The following is a 20,185-nucleotide window of genomic DNA, read 5'->3' as shown; positions in this document are numbered from 1 at the left end:
CTGCCGGCCGCGCAGCGGGACGGACGAGACAAGGGAGCGCCAGCGACATGGCGGGCACTGTGACGATGTACAGCACCACCTGGTGCGGCTACTGCCGTCGGCTCAAGGGCCAGATGGACCGCGAGGGCATCGCGTACAACGAGGTCAACATCGAGCACGACGCGGACTCGGCGGCCTTCGTCGAGAAGGCGAACGGCGGAAACCAGACGGTCCCGACGCTTCTGATCGTCTCCCCCTCCGGCACCGAGTCGGTCATGACGAACCCGTCGCTGGCCCAGGTGAAGCAGGCTCTGGCCGCCTGAGGCCCGCGCACCGAGCACCGGCTTTCCACCGCTGCCCCCGGCATACGCCGGGGGCAGCGGTGTGTGCGGGTTCAGTTCGTGCGGTTCAGGCTGCCCGGCCTCGGCAGCGGCTTCCCGTACCAGAGTTCGATCAGCCGGGCGGCGATCGAGATGCCGAACGGGGGCATGACCTCGCCCGACTCGAAGGCGGCGGTGAGGTCCTCACGGGAGAACCAGCGGGCCTCCTCGATCTCCTCGCCGTCGACGTTGATCTCCGAGGAGGTCGCCCGGGCCATGAAGCCCAGCATCAGGCTGGAGGGGAAGGGCCACGGCTGGCTGGCGACGTACTCGACCTCGCCGACGGTGACGCCCGCCTCCTCGTACACCTCGCGGACCACGGACTGTTCGATCGACTCCCCCGGCTCCACGAACCCGGCGAGCGTGGAGAAGCGCCCCTCGGGCCAGTGCACCTGGCGGCCCAGCAGCGCACGGTCCTGGTCGTCGGTGACGAGCATGATGACCGCCGGGTCGGTGCGCGGGTAGTGCTCGGCGCCGCAGGCCTGGCAGCGGCGGATGTGCCCGGCCGCCGCGATGATCGTGCGCTCGCCGCAGCGGGAGCAGAAGCGGTGCAGGCGCTGCCAGTTCTCCAGGGCGACCGCGTGGACCATCAGACCGGCGTCGCGGGGGCCGAGCAGCAGGCCCGCCTCGCGCAGCCCGGCCGGGCGGGCCGACTGGTCCATGCGGCCGGGCAGCGAGTCCTTCTGGAGCGCGAAGTAGCTGACGCCCTCCTCGTCGGTGCCCAGGAAATACCGGTGGGTCTCGGTGACCGGGGCCTCGAAGGCCGGGGTCATCACGATGGAGGTGCCCCCCTCGGGGGTGTCGTCGATCAGCACCTGCCCGCCGGAGACGACGAAGACGCGGGTCGTCGGGTGGCTCCACGCCACGGCCAGCCACGCCTCGTCGAGGCGGTGGTGCGCCGCGCGGTCGATGCCGCTGGGCGCGGTGAGGCCGATCGGGCGGTCTGCGGTGGCGTTGTCGAAGGTGCTCACAGGTGCTTCCTACTCCCCCTGGGTGGATCGGGTGTGCGGAGGTGGGGCGGATTCATCGGCCGAGGTTCACCGGCCGAGCGCCGTGGCCAGTTCGCCCCACAGGTACGCGGTCGTCTCCACGCCCTTCAGCAGCAGGTCCAGCTCCACCTTCTCGTCGGGGGCGTGCCAGCCGTCGGAGGGTACGGAGATGCCGAGGAAGAGGACGGGGGCGCCGAGCACGTCCCGGAGGTCGGCGGCCGGGCCGGAGCCGCCCTCACGGGTGAAGAGGATCTTCTTGCCGAAGGCCCGGCCCATCGCGCGGGCCACGGCCTGGAGCGCGGGGTGGTCCAGCGGGGTCAGACAGGGGCGGGTGGCGGGCTGGAAGGTGATCCTGTGCCGGATGCCCGCCGGGATGCGGGACTCGGCCCAGGCGCGGACCGCCTGCTGTACGTGGTCGGGGTCCTGGCCGTCGACCAGCCGGAAGCTGATCTTCACCAGGGCGGAGGACGGGATGATCGTCTTGCTGCCCGCGCCCTGGTAGCCGCCGCCGATGCCGTTGACCTCGGCGGTGGGGCGGGCCCACACGCGCTCCAGCGTGGAGTACCCGGCCTCGCCGGAGGCCGCCCGCGACTTCGCCGTACGCAGCCAGGTCGCCTCGTCGAAGGGCAGCTCGGCGAAGAGGGCCCGCTCGGTGTCGGTGAGGTCGGTGACCCCGTCGTAGAAGCCGGGGATCGCGACCTTGCCGTCCTCGTCGTGGAGGGCGGCGACCAGGCGGGCGATCTCGGTGGCCGGGTTGGGGACGGCTCCCCCGAACGATCCGGAGTGGATGTCCTGGGCGGGGCCGTCCAACACGATCTCGCACTCGGCGAGGCCGCGCATGCCGGTGCAGACGGTCGGGGTCTCCTCGTCCCACATGCCGGTGTCGGAGATGATCACGGCGTCGGCGGCGAGGCGGTCCGCGTGCTGTTCGGCCAGGGCACGGAAGTTCGGGGAGCCCGACTCCTCCTCGCCCTCGATCAGCAGCTTGAGGTGGACGGCCGGGGTGGTGCGGCCGGTGGCGGCGAGGTGGGCGCGGACGCCGAGGGTGTGGAAGAAGACCTGGCCCTTGTCGTCGGCCGCGCCGCGTCCGTACATCCGGCCGTCGCGGATCACCGGCTCGAACGGGTCGGTGGCCCAGCCGTCCTCGCGGGCGGCTGGCTGTACGTCGTGGTGGCCGTAGACCAGGACCGTCGGGGCGTCCGGGTCCTCGCTGGGCCACTCGGCGAAGACCGCCGGGGCGCCGGGGGTCTCCCAGATCTCGGTGACCGGGAAACCGGTCTCCTTGAGCTTGGCGCTCAGCCACTCGGCGCTGCGCCGTACGTCCCCGTCGTGCTCCGGCTGCGCGGAGACGGACGGGATGCGCAGCCACTCGGCGAGGTCGTCGAGGAAGGCTGCGCGGTGCTGTTCGGTGTACGTACGGACGGCGCTGTCCGGGGTCTCGCTCATGCTCTTGAGCCTATCCGTCCTCGGGGGCCGGCTCGTCCAGCAGGATCCGCTCCAGCTCAGCCCGGCCCGGCAGCCCCTGGGGATGGACGGTCTCCCCGGTGCGTACGTAGAGGAAGGTGGCGGTGACCGCGTCGAGGGGCAGCCCGTGCAGCTCGGCCCAGGCCAGCCGGTAGAGGGCGAGCTGGAGCGGGTCGGCGGTGCGGTGCCGGGTGGTCTTCCAGTCGACGATCTCGTACGTGTCACCCGTGCGGTACACCGCGTCGATCCGGCCCCGGATCACCCGGCCCGCGAGGGTGATCTGGAACGGGGTCTCCACCCGGTACGGCGTCCGCCGGGCGTACGCGGTGCGCTCGAAGGCCTCCTTCAGCTCGGCGAGGTCCCGCTCGTCGGCGATCTCCGCGTCGCTCTCGTCGCCCCCGGGCAGTTCGTCGGGGCCGAGCATGGGCAGCGGCAGCTCCTCGTACCGCGACTCCACCCAGGCGTGGAACCGGGTGCCCCGGCGGGCGGCGGGCTGCGGCGGGCGGGGCATGGGCCGGGCCAGCTCCTTGGCGAAGGCGTCGGGGTCCTCGGCCAGGCGCAGCAGCTGGGTGGCGGAGAGCGAGGCGGGGACGAGGACGTCGTGCACGGTGGCCCGGGCCCGGCGCAGCTCCCCGGCGAGCGCGTCGAGATCCCGGTCCCAGGAGGCGAGGGTGCGGGTCTCCTCGGGGGTGAGGTGGTCCGCCGGTTCTTCCTGGGGGTGGCGGGCGGCGGGGATGTGCGGGGCGGTCTCCCGTACGGGCCCTGATGCCGTGGCCGGGACGGGCTCCGATGCCGGGTCCGGGGGGCGTTCGGTGGGGAGCGCGTCCCAGTCCCAGTCCTCGTCGAACGGTGGCTCGTCGGCCGGGGGCTCCTCGGCCCAGGGCTCGTGCGCCGGTACGTCGTCGGGTTCGGGGGCGTACGCCGGTGGCTGCTCGTCGCCGTGGAGGGCCAGGCTCTCCAGGTGGGCCAGCACCGTGTCGCGGGCGGCGCGGCGGCGGGCCAGGGCCGTGGCGTCCAGCGGGAGCGGCCAGGCCAGGTCGGTGTCGGGCGTCGCGAGGGCCGGGTTCTCCTCGTCCTCGGCGGGCTCGTCCGCCCAGGCCTCGATCTCGCCGTGACCGGCCGCGCAGTGCTCGTACAGCGCCTCCAGGAACGCCGACGGGCCGCGCGTCCGCTTCTGGGACGGGCCCCACCAGTGGCCGGAGCCCAGGAGGAGGGAGCGGGGGCGGGTGAAGGTGACGTACCCCAGGCGCAGCTCCTCCGTGTGCTGGTGCTCCTTCATCTCCGCCTTGAACGCCTTCATGCCCTTGGCGTCGAACGCGTCCAGCACCGGAAGGGTCGCCGCGTCGCCGCGCAGGGCGTGCGGGAGCACCTTGGCCTGGGCGGTCCAGGCGTCCCGGGCCCGGTCGCTGGGGAACTGGCCGGAGACCAGTCCGGGCACGGCGACCACGTCCCACTCCAGGCCCTTGGACTTGTGCGCGGTGAGGACCTTCACCGTGTTCTCGCCGCCGGGCAGCGCGTTGTCGAGGCCCTTCTCGTACTGCGCTGCCGTCCGCAGGAAGCCCAGGAAGGCGAGCAGCGACGCCTCGCCGTCCAGGGAGGCGAAGGAGGCCGCTATGTCCAGGAAGTTGGCCAGCGTCTCGCGGCGGCGGGCGGCCAGTGCCTGCGGGGAGGCGGACAACTCGACCTCCAGACCGGTGGTGGCCAGGACGCGGTGCAGGACGTCCATCAGGGGGTCGGCGAGCGAGCGGCGCAGGTCGCGCAGCTCCCGGGCGAGGCGGGCGAAGCGCACACGGGCCTCAGCCGAGAACGGCAGCCCGTCGTCCGCCGCGTCACCCGCGATGAGGAAGGTGTCCAGGGCGTCGGCGAGCGATATCACCTCGGCCGGGTCGGTGCCCTCGACGGCCTCCGCGAGCCGCCGGTCCGGGTCGGCGTCGTCCCCTTGGGCGGCCCGGTGGACGAGGAGGCGGGCGCGGCGGCCCAGGAGCGCGAGGTCGCGGGGGCCGATGCGCCAGCGCGGGCCGGTGAGGAGGCGGACCAGCGATGCGTTGGCGCCCGGGTCCTGGAGGACCTCGCACACGGCGACCAGGTCCGCCACCTCGGGCAGGTGCAGCAGCCCGGCGAGGCCGACCACCTCGACCGGGATGTCCCGGGCGACCAGGGCCGCCTGGATCTGCCCGAAGTCCCCGGCGGTGCGGCACAGGACGGCGATCTCGCCGGGCGGGGTGCCGGTGCGCACGAGGTGGGCGAGGGAGTCCGCGAGCCAGTCGATCTCCTCGGTGTGGGTGCTGAGCAGGGCGCAGCGGACCAGCCCGTCGCGCTCGGCGCCGGGTGCGGGGCGCAGCGCCTCCACTCCCTCGTGCATCGCGCGCAGCGGTTCGGCGAGGCCGTTGGCGAGGTGGAGGAGGCGGCCGCCGCTGCGGCGGTTCTCGCTGAGGCTGTAACGGGTGGCGGGGGTGCCGTCGGCGTGCGGGAAGTGCTCGGGGAAGTCGTCCAGGTTGGCGACGGAGGCGCCGCGCCAGCCGTAGATCGCCTGGCAGGGGTCGCCTACGGCGGTCACCGCGTGGCCGGTGGGCGGGGGGCCGGCCGCCCCCGACTCCGTAGCCGTACCGCCGCTTCCACCACCGCCGCTGCCGAACAGCGCCGACAGCAGCAGCCGCTGGGCGACCGACGTGTCCTGGTACTCGTCCAGCAGCACCACCCGGAACTCGTCCCGCAGGATCTCCCCCACCTCCGGCCGGGTCAGGGCCAGCTCGGCGGAGAGGGCGATCTGATCGCCGAAGTCCAGGAGGTCACGGCTCCGCTTGGCCGACCGGTAGCGCTCGGTGAGGGAGAGGAGGGAGCGGCGGGCCTCGGCGGTCTCGGGGATCTTGCGCAGGTCGGCGTTGCTGAGCTTGGCGGTGGCCAGCTCGCGCAGCAGCTCGCTGTCGTACGCCTCCAGCTCTCCGGGCCGTACGAGATGTTCGGACAGCTCTCCGTCGAGGGCCAGGAGGTCGCTGACCAGGGTCGGGAAGGAACGGGTGAGCGCCGGATACGGGCCCGGGGCCTCCCGCAGCACCTTTGCTGCCAGCTGGTAGCGCGTGGCGTCGGCGAGGAGGCGCGTGGAGGGCTCCAGGCCGATGCGCAGTCCGTGCTCGGTGAGGAGGCGGCCGGCGAACGCGTGGTACGTGGAGATCGTGGGCTCGCCCGGCGGGTTGTCCGGGTCGATGACCTCCGGGTCGGTGACCCCGGCGGCGACGAGCGCCTTGCGGACGCGCTCGGCCAGCTCGCCCGCCGCCTTGTTGGTGAACGTGAGGCCGAGGACCTGTTCCGGTGCGACCTGGCCGGTGCCGACGAGCCAGACCACACGCGCGGCCATCACCGTGGTCTTCCCCGACCCGGCTCCGGCCACGATCACCTGCGGGGCGGGCGGCGCGGTGATGCAGGCCGTCTGCTCCGGGGTGAAGGGGATCCCGAGGAGCTCCTTGAGCTGCTCGGGATCGGTGATGCGTGAGGACACGTGGAAAACGGTAACCGGAGCCACTGACAACCCGGGCCGATGCCCATGAGCCCTACTCCACCACCTGCCGCCCCTCCGGCTGCGCGCTGCACGAGGCGCGGAAGGCGCAGTGGGCGCAGTGGGTGCCGGTGGTGGGCGTGAACCGTTCGTCCAGGACCTTGCCGGCGGCCGTCGCGAGCAGGTCGGAGACCCACTCCCCGGCCAGCGGCTCCTGGGCCTGGACCTTGGGGAAGGTGTCGCCGCCCTCCTTCTTGGGGGCGGGCTGGCGGAGCTGGACCAGTTCGGCGCCGCCGGGTTCGGGGCGCTTGCCGTCGAACACCTCGTCGACCGCGCCCTCGCGGACCGCCAGCTGGTAGACGGCGAGCTGGGGGTGGGTGGCCACCTCGTCCTTGGTGGGCGCGCCCTTGCCGGTCTTGAAGTCGACGACGTACGCCCTCCCCTCGGCGTCCTGTTCGACGCGGTCCATGGAGCCCCGGATGCGGACGGCGTACTCGCCTGCCTCCAGGGTCACGTCGAAGTCGTGCTCGCTGGCGGTGGGGGTGCGGCCGCCCCGGTCCAGGACGTGCCAGTGCAGGAAGCGTTCCAGGGCGGCGCGGGCCTGGTCCTTCTCCTGCTCGGACTTCCAGGGGGCGTCGAAGGCGAGGCCGTTCCAGACGGAGTCCAGGCGCTCCATGAGGACGTCGAGATCGGCGGGCGTACGGCTGGAGGCGACCTCGTCGGCGAGTACGTGGACGACGTTGCCGAACCCCTGGGCGGCGGTCGCCGGGGCGTCGGCCTTGACCTCGCGGCCCAGGAACCACTGGAGGGCGCAGGTGTTGGCGAGCTGGTCCAGGGCGGAGCCGGAGAGGGTGACGGGCTGGTCGCGGTCGCGCAGGGGGACGGCGGAGCGGGTCGGTTCGTCCAGGCCCCACCAGCGGGACGGGTGGGCGGCGGGCACGAGCGGCTGGCCCTCGTCGTCGGTGAGCGCGGCGAGCCGGGCCAGGCGGTGGGCGGCGGCGTCGCGCAGGGCGTCGGAGGCGGCCGGGTCGACCGTGGTGGCCCGCAGTTCGGCGACGAGCGCGGCGACGGCGAGGGGGCGGCGCGGGCGGCCGGTGACATCGCGGGGTTCGACGCCCAGCTCGGTCAGGAAGCGGGAGGGCTGGTCGCCGTCGTCGGCGGGGGCCTTCACGGCGGTGACGACGAGGCGCTCGCGGGCGCGGGTGGCGGCGACGTAGAAGAGGCGGCGCTCCTCGGCGAGGAGGGCGCCGGGCGTGAGGGGTTCGGCGAGCCCGTCGCGGCCGATCCGGTCCGCCTCCAGGAGGGAACCGCGTCGGCGCAGGTCGGGCCAGAGCCCTTCCTGGACCCCGGCGACGACGACGAGCCGCCACTCCAGGCCCTTGGAGCGGTGCGCGGTCATCAGGCGTACGGCGTCGGGGCGGGCGGTCCGCCGGGAGAGGGTGTCGGCGGCGATGTCCTGGGCGTCCACCTCCTCCAGGAAGTTGAGCGCCCCGCGTCCGCCGGTGCGCTCCTCGGCGCGCGCGGCCGTGTCGAACAGGGCGCACACCGCGTCGAGGTCGCGGTCGGCATTGCGTCCGCCCGCCCCGCCGCGCAGCGCGGCCCGCTCCAGCCTGCCCGGCCAGGGGGTGCCGTTCCACAGGGTCCACAGGGCCTCCTCTGCGGTGCCGCCGCCTTCGAGGAGCTCGCGGGCCTTGCGCAGGAGCGCGCCGAGGCGCTGCGCGCCGTGGGCGTACGCCGGATCGTGGGTGACCAGCCGTTCGGGCTCGGCCAGCGCTCGGGCCAGCAGCTCGTCGGAGGGGGCGGGGACCCGAATTCCGGCGGCGCGCTCCTCGTCGCGCAGTGCCCGGCCGAGGCGGCGGAGGTCGGCGGCGTCCATGGAGCCGAGGGGGGAGGTGAGGAGGGTGAGGGCGGTCTCGGTGGTGAGCCAGGGCGCGGTGACCGGGGCTGCCTCCGGCTCATCGGCCGCCTGCTCGCCCCCGCCCCCGGCCTGCTCGCCCGCGCCTTCGCCTTGCCCCTCGCCTTGCCCGTCGCCCTGTTCCTCATCGGCCGCCTGCTCGTCGATCCGATGCGTGTGCAGCGCCGCCGTCGCCACCGTCCGCAGCGCCGTCAGCAGCGGGGCGACGGCCGGTTCGTGGCGGAGCGGGAGGTCGTCGCCGTCGACCTCCAGAGGGACGCCCGCCGAGGTGAGGGCGCGGCGGACGGCGGGCAGCGAGCGGCCTCCGGCCCGTACCAGCACGGCCATCTCGCGCCACGGAACCCCGTCCTCCAGGTGGGCGCGGCGCAGCAGGTCCGCGATGTTGTCCAGCTCCGTGGAGGCGGTCGGGTAGGTGTACGTCTCCACCCGGCCGCCCTCCCGGACGGCGTGCAGCTCGCGGTGGGCGCGGACCGTGTCGGCGGGCAGCCGGGTCAGCGGCATCCGGCGGGTGAGCAGCCGGGTCGCCGCGAGCAGCTCGGAGCCGGAGCGGCGCGAGGTGGTCAGGACGCCCACGGGTGCGGGGGCCCCGTCCGCCCGCCGGAAGGTGTCGGGGAATTCGAGGATGCCGTTCACATCGGCGCCCCGGAACGTGTAGATCGACTGGTCAGGGTCGCCGAAGGCCACCAGCGTCCGGCCGCCCCCGGCGTGCGCCCCGCGCCCCCGGTTCCCGGCCAGGGCGTGCAGCAGGCGCACCTGCGCCGGGTCGGTGTCCTGGTACTCGTCGACGTACACCGCGTCGTACGCCCCGGCCAGCTGCGCGGAGACCTCCGGGCGCTCGGCGAGCAGGACCGCGCGGTGGACCAGCTCCGCGTAGTCCAGGACGCCCTGGGCGTCGAGGATGTCCAGGTACTCGGCGAGGAACTGGGCCGCCGCCGACCAGTCCGGGCGGCCCGTGCGGCGGGCGAAGGCGGCGAGGGCGTCCGGACCGAGGCCCAGTTCGCGGCTGCGGGCGAGCACGGCCCGCACCTCGTCGGCGAAGCCCCGGGTGGTCAGGCAGGCGCGCAGCTCGTCGGGCCAGCGGACATGGGCCAGCCCCTCCTTCTCCAGCTCCAGCTGGCCGGCGAGCAGCTCGCGGACGGTGACGTCCTGCTCGGGCCCGGAGAGCAGCCGCAGCGGATCGGCGAAGAGATCGGCGTCCTGGTGGGCGCGGACCAGGGCGTAGCAGTACGAATGGAAGGTGGTGGCCTGCGGGCCGCGCGCCGCCCCGAGCCGGGCCGCCATCCGGTCGCGCAGTTCGACGGCCGCCTTGCGGCTGAAGGTGAGGACGAGGATGCGGGCGGGGTCGGCGCCCCGGTTCACCCGGGCGGCCACGGACTCCACGAGCGTGGTGGTCTTGCCGGTGCCGGGACCGGCGAGGACGAGGAGCGGTCCCTCGGCGTGATCAACCACAGCGCGCTGGCCTGCGTCCAGAAGAGGAGGCTCCACCGCACCCGGCGGGGTGCGCACCAGGCGGTACGCGCCCGTGGTCCGCGGCCGTGGTTCACGGTGCGGACTGTGCCGGGTGGAAGAGGAGGAGCTCACGTGGATCGCCGGTCCTGGTGGGTTTTCGGGCCGTACAGGTCGTACGGGTTGTGCAGCCGCACAGGTCGTGGAGTCGGTACTCGGTACGAGGAGGGGGGCGCGCGTGCGACGCGGTGACGACGCTACGCCAGCGGGGGTGCGGGAGGCGGCGGGTGCGCTGCGTCTCTCGTCACGCCTCCGGCCGCGCCCTGCCGGAGACGGGCGGTGGCGTCCGGCGTCAGATGTGAGTTTCCTCGCCCCGGCCGCCGAGGGGGCCGCCGTCACCTCCCCCGCCGCTCCCGTCCCAGCGCGCCCGGCGCATGTCCAGCCGCGGCAGGTGTCCGTTCGCCCGGCGCGACGCCTCACGCAGCGGCGTCCCCTCCGCGCGGTAGTGGTCCAGCGCCCGCAGCTCGTGGCCCGGGAGCAGCGCCCCGTCCGCCCGCACCACGCGCCACCACGGCACGGCGGAGCCGTACAGCGCCATGACGCGGCCGACCTGCCGGGGGCCGCCGTCGCCCAGCCACTCCGCGACATCGCCGTACGTCATGACCCGGCCCGGCGGGATCAGGTCGGCGACGTCGAGGACCCGCTCCGCGTACTCCGGCAGCTCGGCCGGCTGCTCGTCGCCCGTCTCGTCCTGGCTCATCCGCCCCATCCTGCCGTACGCCACCGACAGCGCGGCCGGAACCGTGTCGGTAGGGGCACCGCGCGTGCGCGCGGGTGCAAAGGGGCGTATGTTGCGCATCCCGCGCCCGTGCGACGCACCCTGATGCCCCCCTCCGTCTCCGGGCCGTGCCACCATCATCCGGGCGGTGACCGGTGATACGAGACCACGAAGACGAACCAGAGGCGACGAAGGAGCAGGGCGTGCAGCCACCGAAGGCGGCGGACGCCTCCGATGCCGGAGAGCGCCCGCCGAGTGCGCCGGAGCCCACCGGGGAGCGCGCGGAGAGTACGCCGGAGCGTGCCGGGGAGCGCGCGGAGACGGCCCCGGACCCCGCCCCCGTGGTCCGGGCCGACGGTCCCAGCGCCGCCACCGCGTCCACCCTCGGCCATCTGACCGGCTCCACCCTCGCCTCCGCCGAGGCCGCCCTGACCGACCGGGTCTCCGGCGACGAGCCGCTGCTCCCCGCCCGGGTGCACCGCCCCTCCGACCTGATGCGGCTGCTCATCGGCATCGCCGCCATCGGCGTGCTCTTCGCGATCGCCGCGTTCGCCCAGGGCACCACCACCGGGCTTGAGGACGACATCTCCAAGGGCACCGAGCAGGCGCCCGATCTGCTGATCAAGATGGCCGGACTGGTCTCCAGCATCGCCGTGCTGCTCGTCCCGGTCGCCTTCGCCATCGAACGGCTGATCAAGCGGGACGGGCTGCGCATCGCCGACGGTGTCCTGGCCGCCGTGCTCGCCCACGGCGTGACCCTCGCCACCGACCTCTGGGTCTCGCGCTCCGCGCCCGGCACCATCCAGGAGGCGCTGACCCAGCCGCAGCCGGGCGCCGGACTGACCGACCCGGTGCACGGCTACCTCGCCCCCGTGATCGCGTACATGACCGCCGTCGGGATGGCGAGACGGCCGCGCTGGCGGGTCGTGCTCTGGGCGGTGCTGCTCCTCGACGCGTTCGCGATGCTCGTCGGCGGGTACACCACCCCGTTCTCGATCATCCTGACGGTCCTGATCGGCTGGACCGTGGCGTACGGCACGCTGTACGCCGTCGGCTCCCCGAACGTCCGCCCCACCGGCCAGCACCTGATGGCGGGGCTGCGGCACGTCGGCTTCCGGCCGGTCGCCGCGATGCGCACCGAGGACGCCCCCGACAACGACAACACCGACCCGAACGACCGGGGGCGCCGGTATCTGGTCACCCTGGAGGACGGCCCGCCGCTGGACGTGACGGTCGTCGACCGGGAGCAGCAGGCCCAGGGGTTCTTCTACCGGGCCTGGCGCCGGCTCACGCTGCGCGGGATCACCCAGCGCCGCTCCATCCAGTCGCTGCGGCAGGCGCTGGAGCAGGAGGCGCTCCTCGCGTACGCGGCGATCGCCGCCGGGGCGAACGCGCCGAAGCTGATCGCCACCTCCGAGCTGGGCCCGGACGCGGTGATGCTCGTCTACGAGCACATCGGCGGCCGGTCGCTGGACCAGATGGAGGACGAGGAGATCACCGACGACCTGGTGCGCAGCGCCTGGCGCCAGGTGAAGGCGCTCCAGTCGCGCCGGATCGCGCACCGCAGGCTGACCGGTGACGCGCTGCTGGTGGATCGTTCCGGCAAGGCGTTCGTGACGGACCTGCGCGGCGGTGAGATCGCCGCCGGTGACCTGGTACTCCGGATGGACGTGGCACAGCTGCTGACCACGCTGGGGCTGCGGGTGGGGGCCGAGCGTTCGGTCTCCGGCGCCCTGGCCGTGCTCGGGCCGGACGCGGTCGCGGACTGTCTGCCGCTGCTCCAGCCGATCGCGCTGAGCCGCTCCACCCGGGCGACGCTGCGCCGGCTCGCGCGGGAGCGTTCGCAGCAGGAGCGGGACGCGGTGCTGGAGGCCTCGCGGGCGGCCAAGGAGGCGCGGGCGCAGGACGCGGCGCGGGCCGGGGCCCAGGACGGATCCGGGGCCGCCGGGGAGCGCGCGCCGGAGCACGGCGAGGCCGAGCAGCGGACCCTGCGGAAGAGCGGGCACAAGGCCGAGCGCAAGTCGCTGCGGACCGAGAAGCAGGCAGAGAAGCGGGCCGTGGACGATGCGCTGGAGGAGGCCCGGGAGGGCGATCTGCTGGCCCAGATCCGTCAGCAGGTGCTGCTGATCCGGCCGCAGGCGCCGGTGGAGCCGGTGCGCCTGGAGCGGATCAAGCCGCGCACCCTGTTCAGCTTCATCGCCGGGGCCATCGCCGCGTACTTCCTGATCTCCCAGGTCACCCAGGCCGACTTCGGGGTGCTGGTGGAGGAGGCGGAGTGGGGCTGGGTGGCCGCCGCGCTCGGCTTCTCGGCGCTCAGCTATGTGGCGGCGGCGATGAGCCTGCTGGGCTTCGTGCCGGAGCGGGTGCCGTTCCTGAAGACCGTGCAGGCGCAGGTGGCGGGCTCGTTCGTGAAGATCGTCGCCCCGGCCGCCGTCGGTGGTGTGGCGCTGAACACCCGCTTCCTGCAACGCGCCGGAGTGCGCCCCGGTCTGGCCGTGGCGAGCGTCGGGGCCTCGCAGCTCTTCGGGCTCGGCTGCCACATCCTGCTGCTGGCCCTCTTCGGCTATCTCACGGGTACGGAGAAGACCCCGGACTCGCTCACCCCCTCCCGTACGGTGATCGCCGGTCTGCTGACGGTGGCGGTGCTGGTGCTGGTGGTGACGGCCATCCCGTTCCTGCGGAAGTTCGTCGTCACGCGGGTGCGCTCGCTCTTCGCCGGGGTCGTGCCGCGCATGCTGGACGTGGTGCAGCGGCCGCAGAAGCTGGTCACGGGCATCGGCGGGATGCTGCTGCTGACCGGGCTGTTCGTGCTCTGCCTGGACGCGTCGATCCGGGCGTTCAGCGGCCCGGACGTGACCCAGCTGAGCTACGCGAGCATCGCGGTGGTCTTCCTCGCGGGCAACGCGCTCGGCTCCGCCGCGCCCACCCCGGGCGGCATGGGCGCGGTCGAGGGCGCCCTGACGCTGGGCCTGATCGCGGTCGGCCTGCCGATGGAGGTCGCGGCGCCCGCGGTGCTGCTGTACCGCGTGATGACGCTGTGGCTGCCGGTGCTGCCGGGGTGGATCGCCTTCAACCAGCTGACCCGGAAGGGCGAGCTGTAAGGAGAAGGGATATCCGGGGGTGCACCACCCGCATGGACCGCGCCCCAGCGCGCTCCCCGGCGCCCCGCCGCACGATGGAGCCCATGAGGACTTCCCCCGCTCTGCGTGCCGCCGCCCTCGCCGCCACCACCGCCGTGCTGCTCCCCCTGGCGGGCTGCTCGGACGGCGACGACGGGGGCGGAGAAGGCCGCTCCACACCCACCGGGGCCTCGACCGCCTCCCCCACGGCCACCTCGAAGGAGCTGGCGTCGCAGGAGCTGGAGTGGTCGCCGTGTCCGGCGCCGAACGTGGCGCAGGGCGGTGGTGAGTCGCCCTCGCCCCTGCCCGGCGGCACGGTCTGGGAGTGCTCCTTCATGAACGTACCGCTGGATTACGCGGAGCCGGACGGCCGGACGATCGAGTTGGCGCTGATCCGGGGGAAGGCCAAGGACCAGAAGCGGCGGATCGGGTCGCTCCTGTTCAACTTCGGCGGGCCCGGCGCGTCCGGTGTCGCGACCCTGCCGGCCTTCGGCGCGGACTACGACAAGCTCCGCACCCGGTACGACCTGGTGAGCTTCGACCCGCGCGGGGTGGGGCGCAGCGAAGGCGTGGAGTGCGCGGACGACGCCCAGCTGGACGCGATGTACCAGGAGGACTCCACGCCGGACGACGCGGCGGAGGAGAAGGAGTTCGTCCAGGGCCAGAAGGACTTCATCGCCACCTGCAAGAAGAACTCCGGCCCCGAACTCCCCTATGTGGGCACCACGAACGCCGCCCGCGACATGGACCTGATGCGCACGGTCCTGGGCGACGACAAGCTGCACTACTTCGGCATCTCCTACGGCACCGAGCTGGGCGGCGTCTACGCCCACCTCTACCCGGACAAGGTCGGCCGGGCGGTCTTCGACGCGGTGGTCGACCCCACCAAGGACGCCGAACAGTCCTCGCTCGGCCAGGCCCAGGGGTTCCAGCTCGCCTTCGACAACTTCACCAAGGACTGCGCGGACCGGGGCGACAAGTGCGCCCTGCCCGGCTCCACCGGGGCCGAGGTCGAGAAGTGGATCGCCGACCTCCTGGCGAAGCTGGAGAAGGAGCCGATCGACGGGCTCGGCGACCGGGCGCTGACCCAGACGCTGGCCACCACCGGTATCGCCTCCGCGCTCTACTCCAAGGAGACCTGGCCGCTGCTGGAACAGGGCCTGGACGAGGCCGACGGCGGTTCCGGCGCCCTGCTGCTCGCGCTGGCCGACTCGCTGAACGGCCGCTCCGAGGACGGCCGGTACGACAACTCCAACGCGGCCAACATCGCGATCAACTGCGCCGACGACAAGCAGCGCTTCACCCTGGAGCAGACGAAGGCGGCCCTGCCCGCCTTCCGCAAGGCCTCCCCGATGTTCGGGGAGTACCTGGGCTGGGGGCTGATGGGCTGCACCGGCTGGCCGGTCGCGGGCGCCTGGGAGACCCCCGACGTCAGCGCCCCCGGCTCCGCCCCGATCCTGGTCATCGGCAACACCGGCGACCCGGCGACCCCGTACGCGGGCGCCAAGGCGATGGTCGAGAAGCTCGGCAAGGGAGTAGGCGTCGAGTTGACGTACAAGGGTGAGGGCCACGGCGCGTACAACAGTAAGAACACGTGTGTTCAGGGGGCCGTCGACGGCTATCTCCTGAACGGTACGGTCCCGAAGTCGGGCACCGTCTGCGAGTGATCCACACCCGTGGCAGCTGCCTCTAGCATGACGGGACATCACGAACGCCCGACGCGGCACCACCGGCTTCGGGCCACGGGGAGGGGAGCCGGATCATGCGTGCGCACCGACGGGTTCTACAGGCCGGAGCGGGCCTGGTGGCGGCGGGACTGCTCGCCGGCTGCGGCCTGCTGACGACGGAACCCGAGAAGAGCGAGCCGGCGGACGGCCGCCCCGGTGACACCGCCGCCTCCCCGTCGCCGGGCCTGAAGGAGACGCCGAAGACCCCGCCGCTGCCCGCCGCCCTCACCTCCCAGCGCCCCGACTGGAAGCGCTGTGAGGCCCCGCGCGGCGGGAGCGCGCCCGGCTCGGACTGGCGCTGTACGAGCGTCGACGTGCCCCTGGACTACGCGAAGCCGTCCGGCGAGACCATCTCCATCGCGCTGATCCGCAAGCAGGCCCGCGACCGGGACCGCCGGATCGGGTCGATGCTGTTCAACTTCGGCGGCCCCGGCGGTTCGGGCGTCGAGATACTGCCGCGCGCGGCCCCCTCGTACGAGAGGCTCAACTCGCGCTACGACCTGGTGGGGTTCGATCCGCGCGGGGTCGCGGCCAGCTCCGGGGTGAGCTGCCGCACCGACGAGGAGCAGGAGCAGGCGTTCCGCAGTGTGGACCTGACCCCGGACACGGCGGCCGAGGAGGCGGCGTTCATCAAGGACGGCGCGGACTTCGGCGCGGGCTGCCGGCGCCGCTCGGGCAAGGTCCTCCCGCACGTCGGCACGTCCAACGCCGCCCGCGACCTGGACCTGATCCGCCAGGTCCTCGGCGACGACAAGCTGTCGTACTTCGGCTTCTCCTACGGTACGGAGCTGGGCGGGACGTACGCGCACCTCTTCCCGCAGAACGTGGGGCGCACCGTGCTGGACGCGGTCGTCGACCCGACGGCCGACGGCATCGGGCACGCCCGCAACCAGGCGACGGGCTTCCAACGCGCCCTGGAGAACTACCTCAAGGACCGCGGCGAGAACCCGAAGGCGGCCTCGGAGCGCATCGCCCGGCTGCTGGCCCGGATCGACCGCAAGCCGCTGCCGACCGCGTCCGGCCGCGAGCTGACCGAGTCCCTGGCGATCACCGGCATCGTCACCCCGCTCTACTCGCGCTCCAACTGGCCCGCGCTGACGGCCGCGTTGGAGGAGGCGGAGAACAAGGGCACGGGCAACGGCCTGCTGCGGCTGGCCGACTCGTACAACGGCCGGGACGAGAACGGGCGTTACGACACCCAGGCGCACTCCCAGCGGGCCATCTCCTGCGCCGACTCCAAGGCCCGCCCCACGGTGGACGAGGCCCGGGCCCTGCTGCCGGAGTTCCGCAGGCTCTCGCCGGTGTTCGGGCCGTTCCTGGCCTGGGACACGGCGGGCTGGTGCGCGCAGTGGCCGGTCGACGGGGAGCACGAGACGCCGGAGACCAGTGCGCCGGGCGCGGGCCCGATCCTGGTCATCGGGACGACCGGCGACCCGGCCACCCCGTACGAGGGGGCGCAGCGGATGGCGGACGAGCTGGGCAAGGGCGTCGGCATCATGCTCACCAACAAGGGTGAGGGACACGGGGCTTACGGCGAGGGCGACTGTGTGACCCGGGCCGTGGACGACTACTTCCTGGAGGGGAAGGTCCCGGAGGACGGCACGACCTGCGGGTGACGCGCATGAGAGAGGGGCCGGTCCACGCGGAGTGGACCGGCCCCTTTCACCTGTACTGCGTGACGCTCTAGTAGATCGGCTTCTCGGGCTCGATCTGGTTGACCCAGCCGATCACGCCGCCGCCGACGTGCACCGAGTCGGCGAAGCCCGCCGACTTGAGGACCGCGAGGACCTCGGCGCTGCGGACACCCGTCTTGCAGTGCAGGACGATACGGCGGTCCTGCGGGAGGTCCTGGAGGGCGTTGCCCATGAGGAACTCGTTCTTCGGGATCAGCTTGGCGCCGGGGATCGAGACGATCTCGTACTCGTTCGGCTCGCGGACGTCGATGATCTCGATCTTCTCGTCGCCGTCGATCCACTCCTTGAGCTGCTTGGGAGTGATCGTGGAGCCGGCCGCCGCCTCCTGGGCCTCCTCGGAGACGACGCCGCAGAAGGCCTCGTAGTCGATGAGCTCGGTGACGGTCGGGTTCTCGCCGCAGACCGCGCAGTCGGGGTCCTTGCGGACCTTGACCTGGCGGTACTGCATCTCCAGGGCGTCGTAGATCATCAGACGGCCCACCAGCGGGTCACCGATGCCGGCGAGCAGCTTGATCGCCTCGGTCACCTGGATGGAGCCGACCGACGCGCACAGGACACCCAGCACGCCGCCCTCGGCGCAGGAGGGGACCATGCCCGGCGGCGGGGGCTCCGGGTAGAGGCAGCGGTAGCAGGGGCCGTGCTCGGACCAGAACACGGAGGCCTGGCCGTCGAAGCGGTAGATCGATCCCCAGACGTACGGCTTGTTGAGCAGCACCGCCGCGTCGTTGACCAGATAGCGGGTGGCGAAGTTGTCCGTGCCGTCCACGATCAGGTCGTACTGGGCGAAGATCTCCTTCACGTTCTCGGCTTCGAGCCGCTCCTCGTGAAGGACCACGTTGACGTACGGGTTGATCCCCAGCACGGAGTCCTTGGCGGACTGCGCCTTGGACCGGCCGATGTCGGCCTGGCTGTGGATGATCTGGCGCTGCAGGTTCGACTCGTCAACCTCGTCGAACTCCACGATGCCCAGCGTGCCGACACCGGCGGCGGCGAGATACATCAGGGCCGGCGAGCCGAGCCCGCCGGCGCCCACACAGAGCACCTTGGCGTTCTTCAGGCGCTTCTGTCCGTCCATCCCGACATCCGGGATGATCAGGTGGCGGGAGTACCTGCGGACCTCGTCGACGGTGAGCTCAGCGGCTGGCTCGACCAGGGGTGGCAGCGACACAGGAACCTCAACAATGCAGGTGGTCGGATTTACGTACGTCGACTGCGCGTACATCGACTACGTACGGTTGTTCTTCCGGTAACACTGCCACGCCCCTTCTCATTCCGAGATACCGGGTCCGATCCGCGAGACGATTTCGTCCCAGTACCTGGGCAGCGCCGCGAATGGGTCGCTTTGTCCGCTCTGCCCCTCGCCGCTCCGCCCGCCCCGGTCGGTGAAGAAGATCGTCCCGGCGCCCTGCCAGCGGGCGATGCGCATCGCCTCGTCGAGATGGGTGCGCGGCACCCCGTGGACGAAGTGCGCGAACCGCTCCGGCGGGTAGTCCGCCGTCCACTCGGCCACCTGCGACCAGCGGTAGTCGGTCCACGGGCCCTGGAAGGTGACCAGTTGGTCGGCCGCCTCCGCGTAACCGGGGTACGGGTGGGTGGCGTGGCCCAGGACCAGGCGTCCGCCGTCGTCCGCGCTGTCGCTCTCCGAGAGCAGGGCGTGCAGCGTGCCGGTGAGACGGCGTACGCCGGGGAGGCCGGCCCGCTCGGCGGGGCAGCGGGCGAGGTAGAAGCCGCCGACCCGGTACCAGTCGATGAAGGCCCGCGCGTCCTCGATCAGCTCGTCGAAGGGCCGGTTGCCGTGGGCCAGGTCGAGGTGGCCCAGCAGCCGGCCGCCGCAGGCGCGTACGGAGTCGTCCGGGGCCTCGCCGTGCAGGGCGCGTTCCCGGGCGTTACGGAGTCTCCCGGCCACCTCCAGACAGTGCGGGTCGGGCCGGGTGCCGGGGCCCTCCGCGATGTTGAGGACGGCCCAGTGCAGCGGGGTGCCGGGGCGGGTCAGCTCGGCCCACTCGGCGGGGGCGAGCAGCGGGTGGGCGTAGCCGGGGACGCCGAAGCCGAGCTGTTCGCCGCCGGCGGTCCTGCGGGCGTCGGCGGGGGCGGTCAGATACGGCATGCCGCCTCCATCCAGATGTCCGCGAGCGACTCCTCCAGGTTGATCCGGGGGCGCCAGCCGAGCCGGTCCCGCGCGGTGCGGACGTCGGCCTGCTGCCAGGCGCCACAGCCGTCGGGGTACGGGGACGGGGTCGCCGAGAGGTGCTCCATGACCGACTCGGCGGATGTGCGCGGGGCCCCGATGGGCAGGCGCGGAGGCGGGGAGTCCAGCTCGTGGAGTGCGCCCGCGTATCCGGCGACCCTGGCGAGGACGGCGGCGGCGTCGCGGAGGCGGACGGCGCGGCCCGTGCCGATGTTGACGACGCCCTGGGCGGCGGAGAGCGAGGCGGCGTGGACGGCCCGCGCCACATCCCGTACGTCGACGAAGTCCCGCTGCACGCCGAGGCCGCTGAGCTTGAGCTCACCGTCGCCGGACTGCATGGCCCGGCGCATCGCCTCGGCGAGCCGGCCGAGCGGGGAGCCGGCCGGGGTGCCGGGGCCGACCGGTGAGAAGACCCGGAGCACGACGGCGTCGAGGCCCGAGCCGAGGACCAGTTCGGTGGCGGCGAGCTTGCTGACGCCGTACGGGCCGCCGGGGCGCGGGACGGCGTCCTCGGCGGTGGAGGAGCCGGGCTGCGAGGGGCCGTACTCGGAGGCGCAGCCGACCTGGACGAGCCGGGCCCCGCAGCCGCTGCGGCGCAGGGCCTCGCAGACGGTGGCGACGGCGACGGTGTTGTGGCGGGTGAGGTCGCGGGCGCCGCCGCGGGTGGCGCCCGCGCAGTTGACGACGACTCCGGGGTGGACGGCGTCCAGGAAGCGGGTGAGCGCTCCCGGGCTGCCGCCGGCGAGGTCGAACCGGACGTCGGCGTCGTCGCCGCGGCCGAGGGCCGTGAGGTGGACAGCGGGGTCGGCGAGCAGACGGTCGGCGACGAAGCGGCCGAGGAATCCGTTGGCTCCGAGCAGCAGCACCCTCATCGCGCACCGCCTCGGTGCCGACGGCGGGCTGCCGGTGCGGGGGATTGGGGGGTCATGGCGGGTTACTCCTTGGTGGGTCAGTCAGTTCGTGCGGTCGGTTCGTGCGGTGTCGGACAGACCCGCGGCGTCGGCTCCGCGGGG

At 73.3% G+C, this 20,185-nt stretch carries 12 protein-coding genes; 4 read left to right on the top strand and 8 right to left on the bottom strand.

Annotation, left to right across the window (positions count from 1 at the left end; genetic code table 11):
• The first annotated feature begins 47 nt into the window (after window positions 1-47).
• Entirely contained in the window at window positions 48-302 is a 255-nt protein-coding gene (locus tag GTY67_RS23725) for a glutaredoxin domain-containing protein (protein ID WP_073878569.1), read from the top strand.
• A 71-nt stretch (window positions 303-373) separates the two neighbouring features.
• On the opposite strand, the gene nudC is transcribed toward GTY67_RS23725, so the two are convergent.
• The 5 genes from nudC to GTY67_RS23700 all read right to left on the bottom strand — a co-directional run bounded on the left by nudC (window position 374) and on the right by GTY67_RS23700 (window position 10,426).
• Entirely contained in the window at window positions 374-1,330 is a 957-nt protein-coding gene (gene nudC, locus GTY67_RS23720; RefSeq protein ID WP_093693868.1) for an NAD(+) diphosphatase, read from the bottom strand.
• Between the two features lie 66 nt (window positions 1,331-1,396).
• Window positions 1,397-2,794, bottom strand: coding sequence for a dipeptidase (locus tag GTY67_RS23715; RefSeq protein ID WP_093693869.1), 1,398 nt, complete (start codon window positions 2,792-2,794; stop codon window positions 1,397-1,399).
• 10 nt (window positions 2,795-2,804) lie between these two features.
• Entirely contained in the window at window positions 2,805-6,308 is a 3,504-nt protein-coding gene (locus GTY67_RS23710; RefSeq protein ID WP_161280242.1) for a UvrD-helicase domain-containing protein, read from the bottom strand.
• A gap of 52 nt (window positions 6,309-6,360) precedes the next feature.
• Window positions 6,361-9,801 carry an ATP-dependent DNA helicase gene (locus GTY67_RS23705; protein WP_161280241.1) on the bottom strand — a complete coding sequence of 1,147 codons (3,441 nt, stop codon included), beginning with the start codon at window positions 9,799-9,801 and terminating at the stop codon, window positions 6,361-6,363.
• A gap of 217 nt (window positions 9,802-10,018) precedes the next feature.
• Complete coding sequence (locus GTY67_RS23700; protein ID WP_161280240.1) at window positions 10,019-10,426, bottom strand: MGMT family protein; 408 nt, start codon at window positions 10,424-10,426, stop codon at window positions 10,019-10,021.
• 221 nt (window positions 10,427-10,647) lie between these two features.
• Between GTY67_RS23700 and GTY67_RS23695 the strand changes: the two genes are divergently transcribed.
• The 3 genes from GTY67_RS23695 to GTY67_RS23685 all read left to right on the top strand — a co-directional run bounded on the left by GTY67_RS23695 (window position 10,648) and on the right by GTY67_RS23685 (window position 16,906).
• On the top strand, window positions 10,648-13,545 hold the full coding sequence (locus tag GTY67_RS23695; RefSeq protein ID WP_161280239.1) for a lysylphosphatidylglycerol synthase domain-containing protein: 2,898 nt from the start codon (window positions 10,648-10,650) through the stop codon (window positions 13,543-13,545).
• An 83-nt stretch (window positions 13,546-13,628) separates the two neighbouring features.
• Window positions 13,629-15,230 (top strand): alpha/beta hydrolase, encoded by a 1,602-nt coding sequence (locus tag GTY67_RS23690; RefSeq protein WP_161280238.1) that lies wholly within the window; start codon window positions 13,629-13,631, stop codon window positions 15,228-15,230.
• 95 nt (window positions 15,231-15,325) lie between these two features.
• Complete coding sequence (locus GTY67_RS23685; RefSeq protein WP_093693875.1) at window positions 15,326-16,906, top strand: alpha/beta hydrolase; 1,581 nt, start codon at window positions 15,326-15,328, stop codon at window positions 16,904-16,906.
• A gap of 67 nt (window positions 16,907-16,973) precedes the next feature.
• On the opposite strand, the gene moeZ is transcribed toward GTY67_RS23685, so the two are convergent.
• The 3 genes from moeZ to GTY67_RS23670 form a co-directional block, all read right to left on the bottom strand.
• Entirely contained in the window at window positions 16,974-18,152 is a 1,179-nt protein-coding gene (gene moeZ / locus GTY67_RS23680) for an adenylyltransferase/sulfurtransferase MoeZ (RefSeq protein ID WP_030561087.1), read from the bottom strand.
• Between the two features lie 99 nt (window positions 18,153-18,251).
• On the bottom strand, window positions 18,252-19,091 hold the full coding sequence (locus GTY67_RS23675; RefSeq protein WP_161280237.1) for a spherulation-specific family 4 protein: 840 nt from the start codon (window positions 19,089-19,091) through the stop codon (window positions 18,252-18,254).
• On the bottom strand, window positions 19,079-20,044 hold the full coding sequence (locus GTY67_RS23670) for an NAD-dependent epimerase/dehydratase family protein (protein ID WP_093693877.1): 966 nt from the start codon (window positions 20,042-20,044) through the stop codon (window positions 19,079-19,081). Before GTY67_RS23670 ends, GTY67_RS23675 begins: the two co-directional genes overlap by 13 nt.
• Window positions 20,045-20,185 lie beyond the last annotated feature (141 nt).

Source organism: Streptomyces sp. SID8374, assembly GCF_009865135.1.
GTDB lineage: Bacteria > Actinomycetota > Actinomycetes > Streptomycetales > Streptomycetaceae > Streptomyces.
This window is presented reverse-complemented; position numbering and strand designations above follow the sequence as displayed.

What these genes read in the sequence shown, in the direction of transcription:
- GTY67_RS23690 (WP_161280238.1), top strand. Translation starts at nt 13,629, where the DNA reads ATGAGGACTTCCCCCGCTCTGCGTGCCGCCGCCCTCGCCGCCACCACC.
- GTY67_RS23700 (WP_161280240.1), bottom strand. Translation starts at nt 10,426, where the DNA reads ATGAGCCAGGACGAGACGGGCGACGAGCAGCCGGCCGAGCTGCCGGAG.
- GTY67_RS23685 (WP_093693875.1), top strand. Translation starts at nt 15,326, where the DNA reads ATGCGTGCGCACCGACGGGTTCTACAGGCCGGAGCGGGCCTGGTGGCG.
- GTY67_RS23715 (WP_093693869.1), bottom strand. Translation starts at nt 2,794, where the DNA reads ATGAGCGAGACCCCGGACAGCGCCGTCCGTACGTACACCGAACAGCAC.
- GTY67_RS23725 (WP_073878569.1), top strand. Translation starts at nt 48, where the DNA reads ATGGCGGGCACTGTGACGATGTACAGCACCACCTGGTGCGGCTACTGC.
- GTY67_RS23670 (WP_093693877.1), bottom strand. Translation starts at nt 20,044, where the DNA reads ATGAGGGTGCTGCTGCTCGGAGCCAACGGATTCCTCGGCCGCTTCGTC.
- GTY67_RS23675 (WP_161280237.1), bottom strand. Translation starts at nt 19,091, where the DNA reads ATGCCGTATCTGACCGCCCCCGCCGACGCCCGCAGGACCGCCGGCGGC.